At 44.4% G+C, this 24,023-nt stretch carries 23 protein-coding genes and 1 pseudogene; 21 read left to right on the top strand and 3 right to left on the bottom strand.

All coding sequences use genetic code 11. The features are described from left to right. Positions 1-3: 3 nt before the first annotated feature. The 7 genes from wecB to MHI14_RS05985 all read left to right on the top strand — a co-directional run bounded on the left by wecB (position 4) and on the right by MHI14_RS05985 (position 6,127). Entirely contained in the window at positions 4-1,095 is a 1,092-nt protein-coding gene (gene wecB, locus MHI14_RS05955) for a non-hydrolyzing UDP-N-acetylglucosamine 2-epimerase (RefSeq protein WP_091037994.1), read from the top strand. Then, positions 1,088-2,074 carry a polysaccharide biosynthesis protein gene (locus MHI14_RS05960; RefSeq protein WP_017692517.1) on the top strand — a complete coding sequence of 329 codons (987 nt, stop codon included), beginning with the start codon at positions 1,088-1,090 and terminating at the stop codon, positions 2,072-2,074. Before wecB ends, MHI14_RS05960 begins: the two co-directional genes overlap by 8 nt. Beyond that, on the top strand, positions 2,071-2,898 hold the full coding sequence (locus tag MHI14_RS05965; RefSeq protein WP_036605842.1) for a dTDP-4-dehydrorhamnose reductase family protein: 828 nt from the start codon (positions 2,071-2,073) through the stop codon (positions 2,896-2,898). Before MHI14_RS05960 ends, MHI14_RS05965 begins: the two co-directional genes overlap by 4 nt. Then, the gene (locus tag MHI14_RS05970; RefSeq protein ID WP_133387076.1) at positions 2,880-3,821 is read left to right on the top strand and encodes an NAD-dependent epimerase/dehydratase family protein; all 942 of its coding nucleotides are present in this window, start codon (positions 2,880-2,882) and stop codon (positions 3,819-3,821) included. The genes MHI14_RS05965 and MHI14_RS05970 overlap by 19 nt, the downstream gene beginning before the upstream one ends. Next, entirely contained in the window at positions 3,818-4,534 is a 717-nt protein-coding gene (locus tag MHI14_RS05975; RefSeq protein WP_133387077.1) for a glycosyltransferase, read from the top strand. The genes MHI14_RS05970 and MHI14_RS05975 overlap by 4 nt, the downstream gene beginning before the upstream one ends. 96 nt (positions 4,535-4,630) lie before the next feature. After that, entirely contained in the window at positions 4,631-5,347 is a 717-nt protein-coding gene (locus MHI14_RS05980; RefSeq protein WP_133387078.1) for a glycosyltransferase, read from the top strand. Between the two features lie 249 nt (positions 5,348-5,596). Next, complete coding sequence (locus MHI14_RS05985; protein ID WP_339310625.1) at positions 5,597-6,127, top strand: GNAT family N-acetyltransferase; 531 nt, start codon at positions 5,597-5,599, stop codon at positions 6,125-6,127. Between the two features lie 144 nt (positions 6,128-6,271). On the opposite strand, the gene MHI14_RS05990 is transcribed toward MHI14_RS05985, so the two are convergent. Together MHI14_RS05990 and MHI14_RS05995 are read right to left on the bottom strand one after the other, a co-directional pair. Further along, entirely contained in the window at positions 6,272-6,442 is a 171-nt protein-coding gene (locus tag MHI14_RS05990; protein WP_167483784.1) for a hypothetical protein, read from the bottom strand. Further along, the gene (locus MHI14_RS05995; RefSeq protein ID WP_341130006.1) at positions 6,439-7,677 is read right to left on the bottom strand and encodes a glycosyltransferase family 4 protein; all 1,239 of its coding nucleotides are present in this window, start codon (positions 7,675-7,677) and stop codon (positions 6,439-6,441) included. The genes MHI14_RS05990 and MHI14_RS05995 overlap by 4 nt, the downstream gene beginning before the upstream one ends. Before the next feature lie 186 nt (positions 7,678-7,863). On the opposite strand from MHI14_RS05995, the gene MHI14_RS06000 reads away from it, so the two are divergent. Continuing rightward, entirely contained in the window at positions 7,864-8,223 is a 360-nt protein-coding gene (locus MHI14_RS06000; protein ID WP_091037706.1) for a hypothetical protein, read from the top strand. 218 nt (positions 8,224-8,441) lie between these two features. Further along, a complete protein-coding gene (locus MHI14_RS06005) occupies positions 8,442-9,971 on the top strand; it encodes a DHA2 family efflux MFS transporter permease subunit (protein ID WP_240768305.1) in 1,530 nt (509 codons plus the stop codon). A gap of 65 nt (positions 9,972-10,036) precedes the next feature. On the opposite strand, the gene MHI14_RS06010 is transcribed toward MHI14_RS06005, so the two are convergent. Next, a complete protein-coding gene (locus MHI14_RS06010; protein WP_341130007.1) occupies positions 10,037-11,119 on the bottom strand; it encodes a glycosyltransferase family 4 protein in 1,083 nt (360 codons plus the stop codon). A gap of 465 nt (positions 11,120-11,584) precedes the next feature. Between MHI14_RS06010 and MHI14_RS06015 the strand changes: the two genes are divergently transcribed. The 12 genes and pseudogenes from MHI14_RS06015 to MHI14_RS06070 all read left to right on the top strand — a co-directional run bounded on the left by MHI14_RS06015 (position 11,585) and on the right by MHI14_RS06070 (position 24,016). Beyond that, the gene (locus MHI14_RS06015) at positions 11,585-12,718 is read left to right on the top strand and encodes an ABC transporter ATP-binding protein (protein ID WP_091037700.1); all 1,134 of its coding nucleotides are present in this window, start codon (positions 11,585-11,587) and stop codon (positions 12,716-12,718) included. Next, positions 12,715-13,431 (top strand): ABC transporter permease subunit, encoded by a 717-nt coding sequence (locus MHI14_RS06020; protein ID WP_017692528.1) that lies wholly within the window; start codon positions 12,715-12,717, stop codon positions 13,429-13,431. Before MHI14_RS06015 ends, MHI14_RS06020 begins: the two co-directional genes overlap by 4 nt. A 4-nt stretch (positions 13,432-13,435) precedes the next feature. Then, positions 13,436-14,830: a GldG family protein gene (locus MHI14_RS06025; RefSeq protein WP_341130008.1), complete on the top strand. Its 1,395-nt coding sequence runs from the start codon at positions 13,436-13,438 to the stop codon at positions 14,828-14,830. Next, positions 14,827-15,843: a DUF4340 domain-containing protein gene (locus MHI14_RS06030; protein WP_341130009.1), complete on the top strand. Its 1,017-nt coding sequence runs from the start codon at positions 14,827-14,829 to the stop codon at positions 15,841-15,843. The genes MHI14_RS06025 and MHI14_RS06030 overlap by 4 nt, the downstream gene beginning before the upstream one ends. 272 nt (positions 15,844-16,115) lie before the next feature. Continuing rightward, positions 16,116-17,105, top strand: a complete 990-nt coding sequence (locus MHI14_RS06035) for a YhcN/YlaJ family sporulation lipoprotein (RefSeq protein WP_341130010.1) — start codon at positions 16,116-16,118, stop codon at positions 17,103-17,105. Positions 17,106-17,348: 243 nt separating this feature from the next. Beyond that, positions 17,349-17,501, top strand: a pseudogene (locus tag MHI14_RS06040) (LuxR C-terminal-related transcriptional regulator); the annotation flags it as partial. A 608-nt stretch (positions 17,502-18,109) separates the two neighbouring features. After that, positions 18,110-18,562 (top strand): hypothetical protein, encoded by a 453-nt coding sequence (locus MHI14_RS06045; protein ID WP_341130011.1) that lies wholly within the window; start codon positions 18,110-18,112, stop codon positions 18,560-18,562. A gap of 980 nt (positions 18,563-19,542) precedes the next feature. Then, entirely contained in the window at positions 19,543-20,919 is a 1,377-nt protein-coding gene (locus MHI14_RS06050) for an amidase domain-containing protein (protein ID WP_165980404.1), read from the top strand. A gap of 116 nt (positions 20,920-21,035) precedes the next feature. Then, positions 21,036-21,701: a hypothetical protein gene (locus MHI14_RS06055; protein WP_133387089.1), complete on the top strand. Its 666-nt coding sequence runs from the start codon at positions 21,036-21,038 to the stop codon at positions 21,699-21,701. Positions 21,702-22,271: 570 nt separating this feature from the next. Then, on the top strand, positions 22,272-22,544 hold the full coding sequence (locus tag MHI14_RS06060) for a hypothetical protein (protein ID WP_133387090.1): 273 nt from the start codon (positions 22,272-22,274) through the stop codon (positions 22,542-22,544). 694 nt (positions 22,545-23,238) lie between these two features. Further along, a complete protein-coding gene (locus MHI14_RS06065; RefSeq protein WP_133387091.1) occupies positions 23,239-23,556 on the top strand; it encodes a hypothetical protein in 318 nt (105 codons plus the stop codon). A 181-nt stretch (positions 23,557-23,737) separates the two neighbouring features. Next, complete coding sequence (locus tag MHI14_RS06070) at positions 23,738-24,016, top strand: hypothetical protein (protein WP_133387092.1); 279 nt, start codon at positions 23,738-23,740, stop codon at positions 24,014-24,016. Positions 24,017-24,023: the final 7 nt, after the last annotated feature.

Genomic DNA, 24,023 nt, shown 5'->3' on the forward strand with positions numbered 1-24,023 from the left:
ACGATGAAGATCATGACGGTGCTGGGTACGAGACCTGAGATCATACGGCTCAGCCTGATCATCTCCAAGCTGGACCAGTACGCGTCCAAACATATTCTGGTGCACACGGGACAGAACTTCACGGAAAGTCTCAGCGGTCTCTTTTTCAAGGAAATGGGCCTGCGCGCACCGGATTACGTTCTTCAGGATGAAGCGGCCTCTCTGGGACGACAGCTATCCTCGATGTTTACGCAGATGGAAGATCTGATACTGCAGGAGAAGCCCGATAAATTGCTGCTGCTTGGCGATACCAATAGCGCATTATGTGCAATATTGGCTGAGCGCATGGGTGTTCCTGTTATTCATATGGAAGCAGGCAATCGTTGCTTCGACCTGGATGTGCCTGAGGAGAAAAATCGTAAGGTTATTGATGCCATCTCTACCGTTAATATGCCTTACACGGAACAGAGCAAGAAACATTTGGTCAGCGAAGGGGTACCAAGCAGGCGCATCGTACTAACGGGCAATCCCATCTATGAAGTCATGCAGCACTACGACGCGCAAGTAAGTTCGAGCAAAATACTCAAAAAGCTCAAGCTGAAGTCCGGGCAATACTTCCTGGTTACTGCCCATCGAGCCGAGAATGTGGATCATGCCCCTCATTTGCTGGAGATTATGAAAGGACTGAACCAGGTCGCAGAGGAACATGGGTTGCGTGTGATCTGCAGTATTCATCCGCGTACCGCGATCCGGATTGCGGAGCATCTGCAACTGGAGATGAACCCGCTGGTGGAGTTTCACGAGCCGTTTGGATTCTTCGACTTTGTAATGCTTGAACGTCATGCACGCTGTGCACTTACGGATAGCGGTACCGTGCAGGAGGAGTGCTGCATTATGGGCGTGCCGACCGTAACGATGCGTCGAACTACCGAGCGGCCGGAAACGGTCGATTGCGGCAGCAATGTCGTCTCCGGTCTGGATGCCGCGCGCATCGCTGATTGCGTGAGAGTCATGACAAAGATGTCTAGCGACTGGGATTGCCCGCAAGGTTACAAAGCCACAGATGTATCCAGTAAAGTGGTTAAATTTCTGCTTGGAGGGAAAATGCATGTTTGAAAATAAGCGTATACTCGTGACTGGCGGTACGGGATCATGGGGTTATGAACTTGTGGCTCAACTACTGCCCCAGCAGCCCAAAGAAATTATTGTATATTCCCGGAACGAGTCCAGCCAAGTGGCTATGAGTCGTGAATTTGAAGACCCGCGTCTTCATTTCCGGATTGGAGATATTCGTGACAAGGATGCCTTGACGGCGGCTTGCCAGCATGTAGACTATGTATTTCATCTGGCAGCGCTCAAGCATGTTCCGGTGTGTGAAGACCAACCGTACGAAGCACTCAAAACCAATGTGATTGGTACACAAAACGTAATTGAGGCTGCTATTGAGAACAAGGTGGAAAAAGTAATTTATATCTCGACTGACAAGGCTGCCAATCCGTCCAACTTCTATGGCATGACAAAAGCGATCGGCGAGAAATTAATTGTATATGCAAACTTGTTACACAGCGATACCAAGTTTGTTACGGTACGGGGTGGGAATGTACTGGGAACAAACGGAAGTGTGGTACATCTGTTCAAGAATCAGATCCGCCAGAAAGGGCAGGTCTCCATCACGGATATGAGTATGACTCGATTCTTTCTTACGCTGAAGGATGCAATTACCTTGCTGTTCAAAGCTTCGGTGGAAAGTGTCGGCGGAGAGATCTTTGTCATGACGATGCCTACCTGCAAAATCGTTGATCTTGCGGAAGTGCTGATTGAGGATTCCGGTGTGGAGAATGTGAGCATTGTGGAACGTGGCATTCGTCCTGGGGAGAAAATCCATGAAATATTGATGAGTGAATTCGAGAGCATGACCACCGTTGTCTACGATGAGCAGTACCTGGTTATTCTCCCTACCCTGGGTATACCGGGTCTGCGTGAACATTATACCAATTGTCCCCCGGTCTCCTTTAACAGTTTTAGTTCTGAACACCAACTCATGACCAAAGAGGAGATTCGTGAAATTCTGAAACGCGGAGGATTCTTGTCATGAAACTGCTGATACTTGGTGGAAACGGAATGGCCGGCCATATTTTGGTCGACTATTTCCGCCGTCAAGGTGTACACAGCGTCTTCTACACATCTCGGGATGTAACGGACCCCAATGGTCTGCTCCTGGATGTGAACGACAGCTTCATGGTTGATCGATTGGTAGAAGCTGTGCACCCGGATGTGATTATTAATGCTGTAGGTGTGTTGAACAACTTCGCAGACGAGGACAAAATTACTGCATATCATATTAACGGTTTCCTGCCACATCGTCTGCGGCGGGTTGCGGATACGATTGGTGCACGCTTAATTCATATCAGCACGGACTGTGTGTTCAGCGGAGAACGGGGAGCATACCGGGAAGATGATGTTACGGATGGGACTTCAGCTTACGCCATCACCAAAGCCCTAGGCGAAGTTCAGGATGAAGGTCATCTGACGATCCGTACGTCCATCATTGGACCCGAGATTCGGCAGGGCGGCATTGGTTTGATGCAATGGTTTATGTCCAGCACAGGTGAAGTCGGCGGGTATACCCGCGTATTCTGGAACGGTGTGACCACACTTGAGTTGGCCAAATGGGTAGATCATTACCTGGCCTCATCGGTTAGTGGTCTGATCCACCTAGCTCACCCGGCACCTGTCAGCAAGCATGACCTGCTTGTATTGTTCAAGCAGACCTGGGATAAGCAGGATGTGACGATTGTGCGTGATGACAGTGTAGTGCAGGACCGTACGCTGGTGTCCACTCGCGAGGATGTGAAGACAGACCTGCCGGATTATTCTACAATGCTGAAGGAGTTGGCATTATGGATGGAGCAGAGCTGAGAGGCAAGAACGTACTGATTACAGGCGCCTCCGGTTTTACCGGGCGACATGCCGTATCTTATTTTCGGGAAGCGGGTGCAGTGGTTGCAGCGGTAGTCCGGAGGCCGGATGTGTATTCATTTGGTAAAGGTGCACAAGTCCATGTCTGTGATCTGAACGATAAACAGCAAGTACGTCATCTGATCGGCGAGGTGCAGCCCGACTATGTGCTGCATCTCGCTGGCAAAAATTCAGTGCCTGATTCGTGGTCTGATCCGCTACTGGTCCTGGAGACCAATGTGATGGCCGTGCTGTATTTGCTGGATGCGCTTCGTAGTTGTCCGACAGCACGAACCGTTATTGTAGGATCGCGGTTAAAATATACGCCGGAACCTGGCCGGATTCCCCGGCCTCCGCATCCATACAGCCTCAGTAAAGCGCTGGAAGAGATGGTGTCGTTGTCGTGGATGTCGCTCTTTGGACAACAGATCATGCTGGCGGAGCCAGGCAATCTGATTGGTGCGGGTCCTTCCACAGGCATCTGTTCACTGCTTGCACGCCATGTTGTTGCCTGTGAGCAGGCGGGCAAAACCGAGGCATTCCGTCTGTCCGGACGGGACAATACCCGTGACTTTCTGGATGTGCGGGATGCCGTCAGAGCGTATGCGACCCTCCTGGTACACGGGTCCAGCGGTACAGTATACCCGGTGGTGTCTGGAGTCGAGCGCAGTCTTGGTGAAATTGCAGATCTGCTGTTGTCCATGACAGAAGCGGAAGTCCCTGTTCGCTGGGATGGGGCATCTTCTGGTCCGGATGGTTCGGGAAAACAGGAGGAATTATCACTGCTGCGCAAGCTTGGCTGGCAGCCGATGATTCCATTTGCCACATCGCTTCAGGATATCCTGAGTGATGTTCGTGTCCAGCAAGGGAGGACGACAAGTTGAATCCGAGAGTATCCATTGTCATTCCATTTTACAACTGCCCTTATGTGCCTCAGGCAATTCAAAGTGCGCTGAACCAGACGTATCCCGATGTGGAGATCGTTGTTGTGAATGACGGTTCAACCCGGCATGCAGAGTTGCTTCAACCCTATCTTCCTTATATTAATGTGCTTGGCAAAAGCAATGGCGGGACGGCTTCGGCACTTAATCATGGCATCCGTCATGCCTCTGGTGATTATGTAGCCTGGCTCAGTTCGGATGATTATCTGTACCCGGATAAAATTCGGCATCAGCTGGAGTTTATGCAACGTGAGAATGTGCTCGTCTCCCATACGAACTTTCATTATATCAATGAACATTCCGCAGTGACCAAGTTAAACGGAGGACCTGCACCGATGGCCGATCTGGATTGGCTGCGAGTGTTCGTTAACAGCAATCCAGTCAACGGTTGTACTGTCATGATCCGCAAGGATCTGTTCAGCGGAGTGGGATTGTTTGATGAGCTTCTGCCCTACACCCATGATCTGGATCTCTGGATGCGGATTTTGCTGAACGGTCATCGGTTTCCGTACCTGAACGAGTCACTTACCGCATATCGTTGGCATGGTGGAATGGGATCGGTACGTCATGCGGATGTCATCGGCAGAGAGGCATCCATGGTATGGTCAAGATATCGGGAACCGCTGTTGCAGCGAATAGCGACGCTTGGCGGGTAGCGTAGGGAGGGCAGTTATGAAAGCCAAAAGATGGCTGATTAACGCCCTCTTTGCGCAGCATTTTACCTAAGACAGTAAGAGGAGGGGAAGGCCTGAATGGAGCCAAAAGTATCGATCGTCATTCCTTTTTACAATTGTGCTTATATCGAGCAGGCTGTTCACAGTGCCATTCACCAGACGTATCAACATATTGAAGTCATCGTGGTGGATGATGGGTCAACCGAGCACGTGGAGAAGCTACAACCATTCATGGATTCCATCCGCTATATTCACAAAGAAAACGGTGGAACCGCGACAGCATTAAATGAGGGCATCAAACATGCAACAGGGGATTACTTTGTCTGGCTCAGCTCGGATGATGTGATGCTGCTGGATCGGGTGGAGAAACAACTGAAGTTTATGCGAGAGGTCAAGGCTTCATTCTGCCATGGTGCCTACCATTATGTGAATGAGAAGAGTGAATGGTTGGATACGGTGCATCCGGAAGTGGGAAGTCGTCTGGAGATGTTGCAGGTACTGCTGGAAGGTTGTCCGATCAACGGCTGTACTGTCATGTTAGAGATGGAAGCATTTGAGCGGTTTGGACTGTTCGATACTGATTTTCGCTACACCCATGACTATGAGATGTGGATGAGGCTGTTTCCAATGTATGAGCTGTTCTACTACAATGAACCTCTGATGTGTTACCGATTGCATGAGTCGATGGGTACCAAACGTCACTTCAAGGCACTGGTTGCCGAGATGGAAAAAGTTCAAGAGAAGCATAGACCTATTTTACTCAATTTGCTTCAGGTTGGCGGGTATTGGAAGTAGATGGATTTGGCAATGATGGCTGAGTGGATTAGTTTTTAAAATGGTAGGAGAGCACCCTTATGAAGCACTTTTAATGTGCTATAAGTGGGGAGCTCTTTTTTTGTTCCATGGACGATCCGTGGATAGAAATGTAGATGGGTTGCTGAAGTCTCTGTATAATGAAATGATTCATACACGGAAGGGACTGGACTATGCGCAGATATCAATATCTTAAACCGAATCATTAATAAACTAATGGAGGTAAAAGAATTGATTACAGAGTTACACACAGAACGGTTATATTTGCGAAAAATGAACGTATCGGATTCGGCCAGCTTGTTTAAGATTTGGTCTGATCCGGATGTTACTAGATTCATGAATATCAGTCATTTTACGGATGAGAATCAAGCTATAGCGATGATTAATCTTCTGAATGATCTTTCTCAGGATAACAAGGCTATTCGGTTCTCCATCATTGCGCAAGAGTCCAACGAAATCATAGGTTCATGTGGTTATAATTCGCTGGATTTTGACAATCTTAAAGCAGAAATTGGGTATGATATTGCCAGATCACACTGGGGAAAAGGATATGCTACGGAAGCGATCTCTTCTTTATTAGCTCACGCCTTCTCGACTATGAAGCTGAATCGAATTGAAGCAAAGGTTGACCCCCATAATGTGAATTCAATCAAGCTATTACAAAAGCTAAATTTCACATATGAAGGCACTCTCAGAGCATACGAGAGGGTAGGCGAAACGTTCAGTGATCTGAATATGTATTCCAAGTTGGCGACAGATTAATAAGATCTGTAATAGCGTGTTCTCGGTCCATTAGAATACATTTGAAGCGAGCAAGGGGTGTCCTCAGTCATTCATATGACAGATGGGACACCCCTTGTTTGATATTTCGGCATGTTATATAAAGACGGCATATCATTGGACGACTCAATCTTTTGAATTCATGATCGCCATGGATGCAGGATCGGGAAATACATATCCTTTAGGCAGCTTTTTCATCAATTCATTCATTACAGCGTAATCCACGTCGATGTGAGGTGTGGAAACTGGAGTCGAAAACCAGCGGTTGTACAGATCACTCGGTACAAGTAACGTCATATCGTATGTCCTCCTCTGTAGATGGCTTCTTGGTAGACTTGAAATGTACGCAATCCCATCACTTCCAGTGAACGGTGTTGTTCAGCCCAGGCTTTCGCCGCCGCACCCACTGTTCTCCGGGTAACATTATCCTCAAGTAGTGCATCCAACAGTTCACGGAGCGAGTCGACATCCTGCGGAGGAACAACCCATCCCGTACGTCCAGGTTCAACCATCTCGGGCATGCCGGCTGTGCCACTGACGATAACAGGTACACCCGCAAGTTGCGCTTCGGTAACGGAGAACGGCTGGGTGTCCTGCAGGCTGGGCTGGACATAGATATCTGCATGGCGCAGGAAGGAAGGAATATTGTCCAACTTGCCCCAGAACACAACATCCGCTCCAATACCCGTTGACGCGGCCTGTGCTCGCAATTCATCGGTTAGATTGCCTTCACCTGCGATCCAGCAGACCCAATCAGAACGTTTATTTTTCAGACTGGCTAAGGCCTTGATTAACACATGAACACCCTTGATGTATTCAAGTCGTCCGGTAAAGGCAATGACTTTCTTGCCCGCAGGTGGTCGCTGGCGGAACTTCACAGCTGCTGAGGCACGGTAGGCTGGGAGATCTACAGCATAGGGAATCTGTCTGAACTTTGATTCAGGAACGGCAAGTTCTGTAAGCGTACTCTTGATCCAGTGGCTTGACACGAGAATGAGCTCGGACTGTGCTGCACTTCTCTCTTCCAATGAGAGAAAATAACGTCCACGCTTGGATTGCAAATATGAAGGGAGAGTAAGCTGTGGGTTGGAATTTTGAGCATCGTAAAAGGCTTCGCGTGCAAGAGCGCCATGATAGCTTGTAACCAGTGGGATATTGCGGTTCAAAATGCGTTTTATGGCTACGGCAGCTACCGGATCTTGCGCATGAATAACGTCATAGTGGTCCACTCCCAGATAAGCGGCCGCCATCTCGAAGGCATATCTATTCAGTTCATAATAAGCGAGAAGAGGATCGGCAGTGAATTGTGGCAGATCAGTCGGATTGAATTTGGCTTGCAGCATGGGCCACACCTTATCCTTGGAGAAAGCGCGATTCAGATTACGAACATATACTTCGTTATTGGCACCATTTGTGCCCATGATATCAACCTCTACACCAAGCGCCATCAGCCTGTCGGCCAGTTGTTTAACATATGTCCATATGCCTCCCATATGTGTAAGCTCCCAATACGTAACGAGCAGAACTTTCATAGCTACCTCCTTGTCACGACCTGCACCGGCCGAGCTTCTATCCTTTTATTCTATGAAAAAAGAGGACCGGAAGGTCGGGCATTTCCGTGTAATTGGTCGAAAATGGGTGAATGCAAATGGCAATGGACGAGAGGAAGCATATCCTATGTACAGGAAGGTTCATGTGCTCCGAAGGAGGGATCTACAGTGGCGGTATATTTACTTGAGATTCATGAGAATCTGTTACAGACATTTGTTCCCGTCAAGTACATGGATGTGGAGTTGGCCTATGTGGGCGGCGAGGAAGGGACGGATGTATTTGTTGGTGGAGCCAGTATTCACGGAGAACTGTACCGACACCTGTTTCACCTAACGGCATATTCGGGGGGAGCGGGCGGTAATCAGGTCATTCATAATCTGGATGTGTCATCCGAGCCTCATGAACTGAGGATCATCAGCAACAGCTCTTCACCGAAGCATCTGGTTATTCGAATATATTGCAGAAGTATTCACGGTCAGACATTGGGCATACTGTCAGAATATCAGATGATGAAGCTTGCAGATTGATATGGACATCATTGCATAGTCATGATTAACCAACGTGTGGAGCAGGGAAGGTGCCTGTTCCATTTTTTTGTGGTGGATCCATAATAGAAATGCCTGAAAAAATAGCTTGACAGCAAAGGTATTTTCATTAGAATTAGATCAGTATTAAACGAAAGTTTAAAACGACGATTTAAAACGATAGTTTGAAATTAGTCGTCAATATAGGCTGAGTGAGACGCATGGATAAGCCTGCGATCTCCTGGCTGGAAAAGAGTGTGGAGAACGTGAAAGAACAAACAGCAGTATCCCAGGAGCCCGCAGAGTTTTCAATCAAAACGATTATACTGCCACTCCTGGCTATTATCGTCGGTATGATCATGGTTATTCTGGACAGCACGGTGGTGAATGTAGCCATTCCGAATCTCGTTCAATATTTCGAGACGGATCTTAAAACCATCCAATGGACGGTTACGGGTTATACCCTGGCTTTGTCTGCGGTTATTCCACTGGCAGGCTGGTTAACAGACCGCTTTGGTGCCAAAAGAGTATTTCTGTTCACGATTGCCATGTTTACCTTGGGTTCTGTATTATGCTCGATTGCCCAATCACCTGAGCAATTAATCATTTACCGTGTCATTCAGGGCCTTGGTGGAGGCATGGTTGCTCCTATTGGCATGGCAATGGTCTTTCGTCTGGCTCCTCCTGAGCGAAGAGGTTCCATCATGGGGATGCTGGGAATTCCGATGCTGCTTGCCCCTGCATTGGGTCCGGTCTTGTCCGGGTGGTTTATTGAATCACTGAGCTGGCACTGGATCTTCCTGATTAACTTGCCCATTGGTATTGCAGCTTTCATTCTATGTATCAAGTTTTTGCCGGATACAGATCGTGGACGCACACCTGCACTGGATCTGCTCGGCATGATTCTGGCGCCAATTGCGTTCTCGATGCTGGCTTACGGTGTGAGTGAGGGTGGAACGAGCTGGACGTCTGCAACAACTTTGACGGGTGTCATTGTGGGTGGTGTAGCGCTCATTATGTTCATTATTGTGGAGCTTCGTCATCAAAATCCATTGCTCGAACTCCGGGTATTCAAATCATCTGATTTCTCACGGGGAATTATTCTCGCATGGGTGTCACAAGTGGCGCTGTTCGGTGCGATGATCCTGATCCCGCTTTATTTGCAGCAGATCAAAGGATACACTGCACTGGAAACAGGATTGATTCTACTGCCACAGGCGTTGGCTTCCGGAGTGGGTATGCCTCTTGGTGGTCGGTTGTTTGATAAAATCGGTGCTAGACCTCTGGCCTTTGTGGGTCTGGGTATTATTTCGGGAGCATTGTTTATTCTGTCCTCCATTACGGCAGAGACAGGTCTTGGCCTGATTATAACAGCTCTGGTTATGATGGGTCTGGGTATGGGCCTGTCCATGATGCCACTCAATACGCATGTATTAAATGCTGCACCGCGTAAGTTGGTTGGACGGGTGACACCGCTCACGGCGGCTGCACAGCAAGTGGTCGTGTCCTTTGCGGTTGCAGGGCTTACAGGCTTCCTTACTTCAAGAATCGCAGACAATACAACGAGTACAGAGCCGACCGCTATCGTTCATGGTTTGGTGGCTGGTTTCAATGATACGTTTTTCCTGGCCGCTTGTATTGCATTGTTCGGATGTTTGCTCAGTCTGATTCTGCGCAAACCTAAACCGATGCAGGAAGAAGAACTTCAAAATGGCGACAAGCCTGATCCCGCGATGATGATGGGACACTAAGACTCTATAAAAACCATACTAAGGCAGTTCAGAGAAATTTTGCTGAACTGCCTTTTTTGTTATGCTCAATGGAAAATTCGCAGTGCTGTCATCATTTCACGGAAAGAAATGGCATATCGATCTGGTGAAAAAGACAAGCTCATATGCTGTCTGCCCTGAATGCGAATATACTCACGCAGTTTCTTGTTATTCATCAGGTCCCTTGCTTCGGCTACAGCGGCCTCTACATTTCCAATTGGATAAAACTTACCAGTCTTATTATGTGTGATAAATGAACGCACACCATCCGAATCCGTGCTGAGCACCGGGCAGCCACAACTGATGGCTTCAGCGACGGCATAACCGAATCCTTCAAGCAGGGAAGTGGATAACATGATGCCCCCTGAAGCGGCAATCATGGAATAGTATGCAGGCATCTGAGAATGAGGAACATTGATAAAAATGCCAATCCGATCCTCAAGCCCGTATTCTGCCAGCATGTGCCGGAACATGACTTCATCTTCTGGATTAGCCAAAGTTGGATCGTGGAATAACCATAGTCTGGCTTCTGGATTTTTTTTGACGATTTTACTCGATATGATTAAATATTCACGCCAGTTTTTGTTGTGTTCAAGTCGTCCTACCCAAGCCAGCACCGGATAGGGTGGGGTATCCACCAAAATTGGTGCGAAGGTGTCAGTATCCAGCATATTGGGAATAACAAACCGATGAAGCCAAGGACAGATATGAATGAACATATCCAGCAGGTGGTCTGTGGGAGGTATAACGGCAGCATCACAATGAGCTTGGAGGTAAGGGACACCCATCTGTATCGTTTCCAGAGCCTGATCGCGTGTTCCGAGTCCCTGCGCTTCAAAAATAATACGTCCCGTATAACCAAGTCCTCTCAAGCGGCCGGGCATAGCGATGTCTGAAGTGGCAATGATGGCATCATAATGATGAGTATGAATGATATGATGGATATCCTCGTCACTGGACGCGGTGAAAATGGGCGTATCACTGTTGTTCTGCAATCCCGAGCCTGTGTTGAGATACAATAGGTGCGCTTCAATGCCATGACGTTTCAGAACAGCGGTGCGCAGTCGATTTAACGTATCCACGCCACCGCTTGGAATATAAAACGTGAATAATACTTTCACACGATTCACCCTCTGACTTTTGGTCAGGAGCACATTCTCCTGTACTCTATGTTACGTTGGCTCTAAGTGCAGGGTGTGGGTGTTAACCGGATTGTTCACATTTTTGACAAAAATTTTTAAGCTGTCTTTTAAGTGTCATTAAGCTGAGGCTAGGATAGCTCACGTAAGATACAAGGAACTTCCCGTGTCTATCATCTATTACATAAGTTCAACATAACATTTACACGATAAACGGAGAGGCAGAAATAACTTGAAGAAGCGAAGCGTTCGCCTAAAAGCTTTCTGAAAAGAAAGCTACATCGGAAGCATACGCTATCCCCGGATTTTTCCTTCTGATGAAGGAATCAAAAAAATATGGGGATAACAGTGATCGGAAGGTTATTCTGCCATCGGAGTGCAAGTGTAAATATTTTCAGTTGAATTTATATAACGAACGATGGTGCACGGGTATTTTAACGGGAAAGGATGAATGATGTGCTCGAAGTGAAACAGGTCAGCAAAGTTTACGAAGGGCAACGCGGCGTACATCAACTGGATTTCACCATGGAACGTGGTGAGATTGTTGGCTTTCTCGGGCCCAATGGTGCCGGAAAAACAACAACGATGCGTATGATTACGGGTTATGTGCATCCAACCGCGGGTTCCATCATGGTGGATGGGGTATCGGTGCATGAGCAGGGTCAGCGTGTTCGTTCCAAGATTGGGTATCTGCCTGAAACTCCGCCACTGTATCCCGATATGACGGTGCAGTCCTATCTTAAATTCGTAGCCAATTTACGAGATGTCCCGGCACGTGAGGTTAAGCTGCGGGTCAGTGAGATGGTTAGCAGACTGGGGCTTCAGGGTCGGGAAAGGCAAATGGTACGTGGGTTATCCAAAGGATACAAACAACGCCTTGGGCTGGCAGGAGCCATTATTCACAAGCCGGATCTGCTGGTTCTGGATGAGCCAACATCGGGCCTTGATCCAAACCAGATTATCGAGATCAGAGATCTGATTCGAGAACTGGGGGAGAACCATACAGTGCTGCTCAGTACGCATATTTTGCCTGAAGTGAGCACGCTCTGTAATCGAATGTTGATCATCAATCAGGGACAACTCGTGCTGGATGGTTCACCTCAGCATTTCGGATCAGCAATGGGGGATCAGTTCAAGGTGTCGATTGAAGTGAAGGCCACTACGGAGCAATTACATAATGTGCTGACCCCATGGGAGAAGGTGCAGAGTGAAGTCATTCAAACATCGGATGCGAATACCGCCAAAGATACTTCACTTAATTCAGATTCAGCGAATACGGTTAAAATGCTGCTTACTGGAGAAAACTCGGAAGATTTCCGGGAGGAGCTGTTCTACCTTTTGTCAGGTGCAGGATTACCGATACTGGAGATGAAGAAGGAGAACCTAAGTCTGGAGCAAATCTTCCTGAAGCTGACCACAACCGAGGCCACAGACACAGACGCAAATTCGGCAGATGTGGATAAGGTTGCTGGGGCAGAGATGGATCAGGATGTAACTTCGGACATCGACTCGTCGAGTATATCGGGAACAACAGTTAGTACAGCAGCCGATGCTTCGCCCCATTCTCGCAAAGGGGAGGACTCCAAATGAGACGAATGATGGCGGTATGCAATAAAGAGCTGCAAGCTTATTTTCTGTCACCCACGTCCTATTTTGCTTTTGCCGTATATGTACTGATGACCAGTCTGCTGTTCTATTCAAGCTTTGTATATTACCAGCCGAGCATTGTCGATTATCGTCTCGTGTTGGGCGATACGTTGTCCATGCTGCTGTTTGTTGTGCCCTTGTTAACGATGCGACTCGTTGCAGAGGAATTCAGACAGGGAACGGATGAATTGTTGCTGACTTCTCCGGCACGAGTAACAGAAATTATTTTTGGTAAATATCTTGCTTCTCTGGCCATTCTGGTTGTGCTCATCCTGTGCAGTCTGGTGTACCCTTTCATCATGTCATTTTATGGGACATTGGATATGACGACGGTATGGATGTCTGCGCTGGGGTTATTTTTCCTGGGCGGAAGCATGATGGCGATTGGACTGTTCGCTTCCACGTTATCTCAACATCAGATGGTGTCTGCGGTGGCGGGTTTTATTATTTTGCTCGTTTTGTGGATGCTTGATTCATTCGCAGGCAATACAGGTTCTGCTTTGCAACAGTGGCTGGACCCGTTTGCACTGACTAACCGGTTCGACAGCTTCATGAAAGGCGTACTTAGTGGACCGGATATCTTGTATTATGTCACCCTTTCGGGTGTGTTTCTGCTGTTAAGCATTCAAATTGTGGAACGGAAGCGGTGGAGGTGAGAAGATGAAAAAATGGTTAAGTCATACCAACAGTACCGTGCTGTCTGTAGCGGTGATTGGCATCTTTATTTTGCTAACACTGTTCCTGAATTCACTTGGCGGCTTCCAGCTCGATCTGACCTCGAACAAACAATACACGTTATCTGACCAGTCCCTTACTGCGATCAAAAATGTGAAGGATGACGTCAACATTCTGGTGTTAACGGTCGAAAATGCCAACAACACCGTCCTGAACCGTGAGGTCACGGATATGGTCGAGGAATACACGAAACGTAACAGCAAGTTGAAAATAAAACAATATAATCTGACGCAGGAACCTGCGCTTGCATCCAAATACGGCATAACAGGCAGCTCCATTGTGCTGGAGCAGGGAGATCAACACAAAGTGATTGATATCGCCAGTTTGTTCACCGCGACAGGTGACGGCAGTGATGGATCATATCAGTTCACAGGTGAGGAAAAACTTACGCAGGCGCTCATGAATATGTCATCCACCGAGATGCACAAAATGGTCTTTTTGACCGGACATGAAGAGCTGAGTCTCGCTCAGATGACTACGCTGAAATCCTCCTTGGAACAAAATAATGTGCAGACGGAAGAGTTGCAGCTGAATCAGGCCGGGAAAGTTCCGGAAGATGCAGATGTGCTTGCCATTATAGGTCCACAACGTGATCTCAGTGATGCAGAAATGAAAGCCATTCGCACCTATCTGAGTAATGGAGGTAAGCTGTTATTATCCCTCGGATTTGTGGAAGATATGAAATCCAGTTGGAAAAACATCGATGCTCTGATGGCTGACTATGGCGTCGTTGATGAGCATGCGGTCATGGTGGATAATCAGCAAGCCAGTACGATGGGGCCCCTCTGGGTGGTGCCGGAGTATGGTACACATGCAATTACGGACAAACTTGCTGCAAGCCAATTGTATCCGATGTTGTCGCTGTCGATTGCGTTGACCAGCAAAGAACAGGATAAATATACCCTTTCACCGTTAATTCATTCTTCGAATGACAGTTATGGGGAGACAAATATCGGCGGCTTATTGCAAAATGAAACAAGCAATGATGCCGAAGAGGACATTCAGGGACCAGTGGAACTGGGGTATGCAGCCGATACAACGGATGGTAAACCGAAGGCGGTTATTCTGGGCTCGTCCATTTTCATGCAGGATTCGGAAATTGCAAATGGCGGCAATCGGGACTTTATTTTGAATACGGTAAACTATCTGAGTGAGAAAGAAAATGGATTGACGATTCGCCCAAGGGTACAAGCCGGGTATGAGATGGCATACCTGAATGGCGAACAGGCCAGAACGATTTTCTTTGTGGCTATTGTAGCGTTCCCGCTCATCTTTGTTATCATCGGTGTACTCTTATGGTGGAGGCGCAGACGGGTATGAGAAAATGGGTCCCAACGATTCTGGTAGTCATCGTACTGATTGTGGGCTGGGTGTACGCGGCCAGTCAAAATTATTTTCGAGAAGAAGAAGCGGTACAAGCCAAATTGCTCGGTATTCAATCCGGGGATATCCAATCCATCACGATACATGATACTACGGAGGAGACATCTGGTGCAGCAGGATCTTCGACTTTGTCGCTTGAAAATGGCGTATGGCAGATGGTTGAGCCAAAAGCCTATCCTCTGAACGGTTACAGTGTCAGCAGTTGGTTAGATGCTCTGAGTGGTGCGAATCAGGAACTGGTGGTGGAAGAAGCGCCGACGGATCTGGATAAGTATGGATTAGGAACAGATGCTACACGTATGGATATCAAACTCAAAGATAATCGGGAGATCAAACTGGCTATTGGTGGCCAGCTTCCAGCAGATGATGCACGTTATGTGCGTGTTGATTCGGGTCCTGTGGTTGCCGTGCAGACAGAGGCGATTACCAGCATGGCTTTGTCTCGTCGTGATTTGTTGGACACGACACCTTTTAACATGGATGAGACAAATGTTGGGTCTCTGGAGTGGGAAGGTGAAGCAGCTACCTGGATGTTAACATCGACATCGGAGAACGATGCGGCAGAGCAGACTTGGACACTGAATGGAAAAACGATTGAAGCCACAGATGCCGTATCTCTTATCGGCAAAATCAAAAACTTGTCGACAGCAGATGATGTGCGCAAAGCGTCCGAGCTGAAGAATTCGGTTCCCCGATTCACCCTGTCTGTTGAACAGACGGTCAATGGGCAACAAGTTCGAGATGTGTATCGAGGAATTACGGTGCCATCCGAATCGGATCAGATCTGGGTCATTACGCCGGATGGTCAATGGGCATATGCCATGGAGGCGACGAGTCTAACGGAAGCCGAGAAATTCCCGGATACAATTAAAGCATCCACAACTTCTTCGGAAGAGTCATCAAGTTCGGCAAATGAAGCAACGACATCCTCATCAACAGACGGGAAATGAGTGGGGCGGAAGATAAGTGATATTATTGTGTTGAGATGCAAATATTATGATGCAAATATTATTTCGAGGCAGTGCTGCGAACAAGCAGCACTGTTTTTTTATTTTATATAGCAAGAAATTCACGGTCCACAGATCAAAAACTATAAACAAAGACCAGAACCAGAAGACCCGAATCTATAGGGTAAGGTACCATATCCTTTCAGCATATCGGTACGTACAGAAGCACATCCTATCTTTGTGACCAAAACCAACAAACATTGGAGGATGAGTACATGCCAGCAGTCAAAAAGGCAACAGCTATTACGTTATCATTATCTACTGCGATCTTTGTAATGGCCGGTTTGACAGGTTGTGGCACGAATCGGGATACCAACAATATGCATACACAAAGTGTTCGTCAGCAAGCCAACGGCATTAACCGTTATGGTGTGGAAACAAATGGCATGGATGGCATCCGTGCGAAAAGTTATCGCATGCATAATGTCACTGACCTGAAATCCAGTGAAGAGCTGGCAAAACGCATCACGGAGATGAAGGAAGTTAAATCTGCCCGTGTCATGTTAACGGATCGTAATGCTTATGTGGCCGTTCGTTTGGCAGATGGTCACGCAGGCAAGTTGGAAAGCAAGTCCAATGGTCGTACGAGCATGCTGAATGGAACGATGCGTAATCATGCCAGTGATACCATGCGTGGGGGAAACATGAATCACGATATGGGTGGTATGCGTGTGAATGGCGGTACGGGCACAATGTCTCCGTACAGCACTAGCGGAATTGCTCCAGGACTGAACACGAATTCAGCAACGGATCGCAGCCATATGGGGAATGACCGCAGCATCTATGGAACCATGGGCACAGGTACAATTGGTATGATGCGTGGTCTGACAAATAGTGGCAAAGCACGTGGGACGGACGATGGGCATTATGGTATGAAAAGTGAAGGACAACGTGTAGATAGCACGGATGATAACACATCAGCTGAGATTAAAGGTAAGATTTCAGCAAAAATCAAGCAGTTTGCACCGAACATCGAGAATGTATATGTATCAGCCAATCCGGATTTTGTGGAGCAAGTGGAGAACTACGCCACAGATATTCGTAATGGTGAGCCAGTCAGTGGCATGATCGATACATTCCAATCGATGGTAGAGCGTATTTTCCCAACCAACGGTACGGATACCAATCACCGTGATGGCATCCTTGACGATGGCCTGATGAATCGTAATCACAATGGTGGGGTCATGAATCGAATGAATCGGTAGTTTTTTGACTGAACAAGTGTGCCTTTGCGCAGATGGTAACATCAGCTGCAGGGGCATGTTTGTTTTACATAATCTCAAATACATAGACAACTGCATACGTTCACTTTGGACAATGAATCACATGTTTTACTGCCCATTTTTCTTATAAAACTGAACCAACGCCCTTGACCTGACATAAGATGAGTTGACTGTATCCCCTTAACCTTGTTACACCAACACAACCCGAGCAAGGAGGGGTGAACATTGAAGGGTATCGATCATAAAAGCAAATTTTTGTTAACCCACCGTGAACGCGAAGTATTCGAATTACTGGTTCAAGACAAAACAACGCGTGACATCGCAGGGCAGTTATTCATCAGCGAGAAAACGGTGCGTAACCATATTTCGAATGTGATGTGATTTGAAATTTATAATAAGATAGGGATAAGCGGTAAAGTAGAAAGTGAGTTCGCATGCATGGTGTAATATCCTTATATAAAAAGGGAGGTTGTACATGAGATCATTATCGTTAAAGGACAAACTTATACTTGTTGGTGGCTCTGCATTTCTTATCTTGTTTTACATTGCCTACAAGACAGATTATAGCTATCAAGGTGTGGGTTATCTTATTGGATACTCATTTGAACATTTATCAGGCTTTATAACATCAGTTCTTAAGCCGCTTAAACCACAGATACCACAAACTAGACAGCCCTCACGCGGCTGTTTTTTGCTTTACTCGATATTGCCCACCCAACTCCCAAAATTCCAACACAGCCAGTCCTACCATCTACAATCGTGTCACTCGGTGACACTGTGGTTCCGAATTTCGGAAGTAAAAAAAGTTGCTCTCCAGTGGTGTCATTTGGTGACACCCTATAGTTGGTTGACTTCACGTCAACTCCTACCGACCATTTTTTTTAATCCCGTATGTATCTTTACTCACTTTGACGGGTGCTATACTGTATATAAGGAGTGAAAATACATATGAAGATAGAGATAGAACGGTAGTTGAACATATCCTTTTGACTCATCTTGAAGTAGTTCTTAAAACTAAAAAAGTAAAGCACCAATTACAGGTTTCCAATTTAGATGTTCCCATGCTTTATGGCCTGATCAAAGCTTTATATGAAGTAACAGAGGATAAACTATTCGACCCAGATAGGTATTTCGGTAAGCGAGAAATTAAAGAAGCGGAGAATGTTCTTAGTCAATCAGTTCAAGAAAGAGTCACTTTACCTATCCATTTTGAGAAATGTACAAAGATTAAATTTGATAGCTACGTCACTAAAATTTCAATTCAAAACTTAGTCAAGTTGTACGACAGCCAGTTAATTATTTATGACGATGAAACACAACGTGGAGTCAACTATAAGACAAACAAATCAGGAGGTATAGTAGGACTCCTATTGTACACAAGGCCAGTGTTAAAAGGATCGCTAATAAAATGGCATCAAATAGTTATTTTGAAGATATGATTACTCTCAATGTATTTTCAAGTGAAGTAGACCCTGTCACGTACACCGAGGAGTCCAACACACTGACAATAAACGAGGGCGCTGTTATATCCATCCTTGGATGCACGTACAGGTGTGGAGGGTAACGTACCAGCAGCTTCCGCATTGATCAATTGTTTTCGGTTAAGATATTAACCCAAAACCAAAGGATAAGTACTAACAGAGATACTTAATAAACAGAGATACGTACTTAACAAGTGCGGGGTTAGATAATCGAGATTCCCCGAATAAGTCCTATGTATCAACCATTTCCCATACTACCCACATGACAATCTGACAAGTTTAACTGTGTACTCAGTGTACACATACCTGATCCTCAAATTTGAGGGACAGCTTCCACGAACATTTCGGAGAACATTATGTACTAAGTTGTCTCACAATGATCAGACATCGGAACATTCAACAGCGGAACGATAGAAGCATCCCAACCCAATGGAGTGCTTGCAGATTAATTATAAAGTTCAAGAATTTTCTCTGAATAATACAAACTTTGCTTAATATATTTCCTTTCTAATTCAAGACTTGCTATAACTTTTTGAACCTTTAACCCTCTGTACTACGTTCGATTTGTACCTTAGTGATCAAATGTTTAAGTTTCTTAATTTGCTTTAGTAATACGGCACTTTTTCTGCTACAGTGCTCTCCTTTTTAGCAGCGGCTTCTACTTTAGGCTGAAGGACTCTAATCTATAACATTATTGTTTTTCTCTATTATAATTGACAGATTTAAGGGAATATTTTATATTGGAAAAGATTTCAAAAAAAATGTAATGTTTTTACTTTTTTTAAAGACGTAAAAATAGCTGATTGAAACGATTGTTAGGATTATTATTAATGATCGTTCTAGGAGGTGTGATTGCAAAAAAAACTTTAATTTCATGTTTGTAGTATTGTTTTTTTATACAAATGAGATGAGAGGAATGATTTTTTTTGAAAAAAATAATGAGCAATGTGATTATAGGTGCACTTGTACTTTCCATGAATATTCCAGCTGCTCAGGCTCAAAGTAACCCACCTGAGATTGATACTCAAGATATTATTCTACCAGACCATAATTTTGATGATTCGTATGTTGAACCCAGTAGTCCATTACAAATTGAATTGAACACTCAGGATAGAGCGATTAGCTTATCTGCCGTGACAACTAGTTATTCCCTTGCAAAAGAATTGTTGAAGAATTACTATGAAAATATCGATCTCGGAACAAAGCAATTAGATAACAAATCAACTGTCAGGACAGAATTACTTGATTCCGAACTGTCAGATTACTTGGAAAAGAAAATTAAAACAAAACAATTTGTGATAGATGCCGCAAATGCACAAAAAGAAAACTACGTCTTGAAATTCAATTTACTGTCCTCTGAAGTTACCGAAGAAGGCATCCTCTTGACAATAGGTACTGAGGCCTCATTCAATTACGTGGGAATGGAAGTGGAGTCTGGATTTGGCGAAGTGTCAAAAATGTTATTTCGCAATACAGATGCAGGGCTTACTATTTCAGATTGGTATATGCCATATGACTATTATGATGAATATGTTAGAGGTGAAGGGGATCATATAAGTAATCTCGTTAATATCAACTCTAAGCTGGATAGCTCTTATACCGCTAAAAGACAAGAGGAATTAAATGATAAAATCACCGATTATTTTTCTGTTGATCGCGAAGCTCCAGCACAAATCAATAGTTTAGAAAATGACGGGTCATCTAATCAGGTTATTACGCCTTTTGCAACCTTATCTTCATTAAATAAGACAGCGATAGCAAATTACGCGAAAAATAATAAAGCAAAAGATCAGCCTGCAAGTGGTGGTTCGAATGTTTCTTACTACGATTTCTCACAAATAACTGGAAATTGGGACTGTACAAACTTCGTTTCTCATGCATTACTCGCTGGTGGTGCAATTACTTACGATACTAATGGAACAGGTATTGCCTCTACAGGCTGGTATTATAGAAGTTTGAGTAATCGTGCTTCATCCTGGTCAGGTGTACCAAACCTGTATAATTTTTTGGTGAATAACACAACGAAGGGTCCGGCTGGGACGGGTACTACATACTCAACGTTCAAATATAACGCTAGTGCAGGCTATCCATATCAAATTGGAGATGTATTGCAATTTTATTTGAGCGGATCTTACAATAATTGGCGGCATTCGACTATTATTACTGAATACTACGAAACTAATACGATGTCAGTTCTTGGAGCATTGGTTACAGGACGCTCTGGTAAAAATAGTTATAACAACAACCAAAAGGCGGAGGAAATTTATCCTGGTGATAGCAAAAGGGTTATAAAATTGACTGGTTATTACAAGTGAAAAATTTGAGGGGAGATGCACAACACTTCATTGGTTTTTTGAGGCGTTGTGCATCAAACTAATTTCTCCTCCTTAATTATCTGAAGTTCGAGAATATTTTCGTAGGAGGAAACTTAATGAAACGTGCTTACCTGTTATTATTGATTTTATTAACTCTTAGTGCATGCGAACAGACTAGTACTAGTGACAATGAAAATAACAATGTTCCCGTTGTTGGAGATATTAATAATGCTGAAAACACAAGAGTTTCGCCTGTAACAAAAGGAAATTCATCAAAAGATTCCTCCTATTTTTTGGCGAAAGACGAAAGTGGTCTAACCGCTTCAGATTTTGAAACAGCATACAAAATGTGTACGGATGCTCTGTCTGAATATTATAGGGCGATCTGGAACGGTTCTGACATTGAATTGGATACTTATATAGATAACGAAAACCTTAAACAATATACGCAAAAAAAAATCACCTCTCAATACGATTTGTTCCTTAAGAACAATCTAACTCATAATTTGGTGACAGGCGTTGATGTTGATGCAGCAGAAGTAAAGTATGTTGGAGAGGGTAAGAACTTTTTCTATCTTAAATTAGATGCACAAGTTAAAAAGGATGTAGGCAGTTTTGCTGAACCTACTGAATTTCTTGTGCAAAGTGCGAATGGAAAGTTAGTCATTGTTGACTGGTATACTAATGCAAAGGATAGTTATGATTTCACTGTACGTGGAGAAAACCAAACGATCAATAATCCTGATATATGGAATAATAGCGATGTTATAGGAAATAATTAACTAATTGAAGTCTGTATGTAAAGATCCTTCCGACATGAAATTTCCGCTCTTACCATACCCCGTAGTAAGCTATAGGTGTCCTCATTGCTAATTCAGCGGTCCATCTGTAAAGTTTATGTCTAAGTATCGAATGTATCATTTAAAGTGAGCGGAGTTTCAACGTCCATTGATTATGTGGGTATGAGAGCTTAATGGATGTTATAAATTGATTTTTTACTCAATAGGACAGTGATTGATGTATAGAAGCATAAAAAAGCGCGGGTTACAGGGGTGAATTCAGCACTGTGACTCGCGCTGTTTAGTCCATGCTGTAGTACCAAAGTGAAACCTTTGAAGTCCTAATTCCATTTTGAATGGCTTAATTAGGTTAACTTCCAATCTTGCTTAATTATCTTTTTCATCATAGTGATTGTCCAGATGGACTGTCCAAATATCAGAATGAGTCAATAAACCCGAAATCAGGATGACACTGAGCGGCATAAATCTGACACAAACAATATGCACTTTTACTGATTTATACGCGGATATCTGGAAAATAGGAATGAAGTAAGTTGGGAACATAATGGAAGCGTGGCAGTAAAACCTCTTCAAGTTATACAAGGTCATACGAATAAGAACCCATTATACCTTTTGAGTGAAACATCAAACAACAGTCCTGGTTTCATTTCTGAAGGCTACTTCAATGCATCGGGCACTTGGACTATGAGAGCAACAGGGGCTGCTGGCTTTATAAGCGATACATTAGGAATAAATATTAAAGCTTCAACGCCATCTCATAGATATTATTCTTTTACAACCAGTCATTCTAATATGACACCTACCAATGGTTGGGTGGCGTTTTAATAATAGAATAATGGCATGGTGATAAATACAAGGAGTTAATGATGTTTACTTGTTAAATTATAGGTAATACACTTATAAGTAACATGATAATACACTGAATGAATTTGAGATGAAGAATTGTAACTGTTCTAGTGTGCAGCAATTTAGCACTCAAATATAAATAAATAACAAATATAGGTAAAACTTAACCCCTCTTGAGATATTATTCTCTTAAGGGGTATTTTTTCATTTTTTAAACTTGTGTATGTTTTCTTGGAGCACCTGCTTACAGTAAGTTGGACTTAATCCATATCCTTATAAATTTGAGTAGAAGCTAAATCCATCAACAAAGTGCAAATTATATATCCTCTCAAAGTCACGAGCACGTCTTGTTACTCCTCTTTCTTTAGTTGTAAGCAAAATGGCTCGCTTATCCTTATACATTTGCTTTATAGTCCACTAGTCTGTTTTGTGGCTTCTGCAATTTGTTCAAAACTAGCAAGTCTTCATTGTACATTTTCAACATCTGAGGATAAAGGTTCTCAATACTTTCCCATGAAGGAGGGGGGATTCAACTACCCACTTAAGCTTATTGAAGTTGACTGAAGCAGAGACGTAGGAATCATTTCTAATTAAAGGATTCCTAGTGTTACCATAATCAACCTTCGGGGAAAATTCATATAAGGCACAGGCTAAGCCAGTTTATGCATTTGAGATGGGAAACAAGCAAACCAATGTAATTCCCACATTTAGAAGATATGATTCGATAACAGATGCAAAGAAAGACTTGGGTTTACCTACGCTAGAAAACGATACTGGAGTTTTTACAAACACTCAAGATGGAAAAATAGTTTTGATTCAATCGGAGCAATCAACGACTGGTCAAAGAAGCATTGAAGTAGACAGTAATGAGAATGAACAGAAAGTGTATAAAGGATACATACCAATAGGACAGATAGAGATTGATGGTCAAATATACAATGTGCATCAACCGTTTACCTTTGAACAAATGCAAATTAAGTTGAAGGATTAAGAATAGAAATACATAACAAAAGAACATGCAAGATTATCTCTAGACTCAATTGTAATCCATCTATTCATTGCACTCTAAACTACACTAAACATAAATGGAACATGTCTTAGAATACTGAATAGTCTCGTGGGTTTCCGGGTGACAACTACTATTACCTCGAATATACAAGGTGAGGAGGTGAGTGAATATCCAAAGTGCAGCAAAAACATTGTCTGTCATTCGTCCAAGCAGCATTCGCATACATTATCCGTACGAAAGTCATACGGGTGGTGTACAACGGATGAAGGAGACAAACAAGCAGAAAAAATCTAAATCATTCAACTTTATTTTTATAGACGATAACCGTAGCGAAGAAGAAGCAAAAGCAGCAATTCAATTTGTAGTTGATACTGTAGTACAAAGAGCGATCAAAAATTTCCCTGCTACAGACTATGATATCACAATTAAATCTACAGACTGAGGGGAAT

Origin of the sequence: Paenibacillus sp. FSL K6-2393 (assembly GCF_038002545.1) — a bacterium.
Lineage (GTDB): Bacteria > Bacillota > Bacilli > Paenibacillales > Paenibacillaceae > Paenibacillus.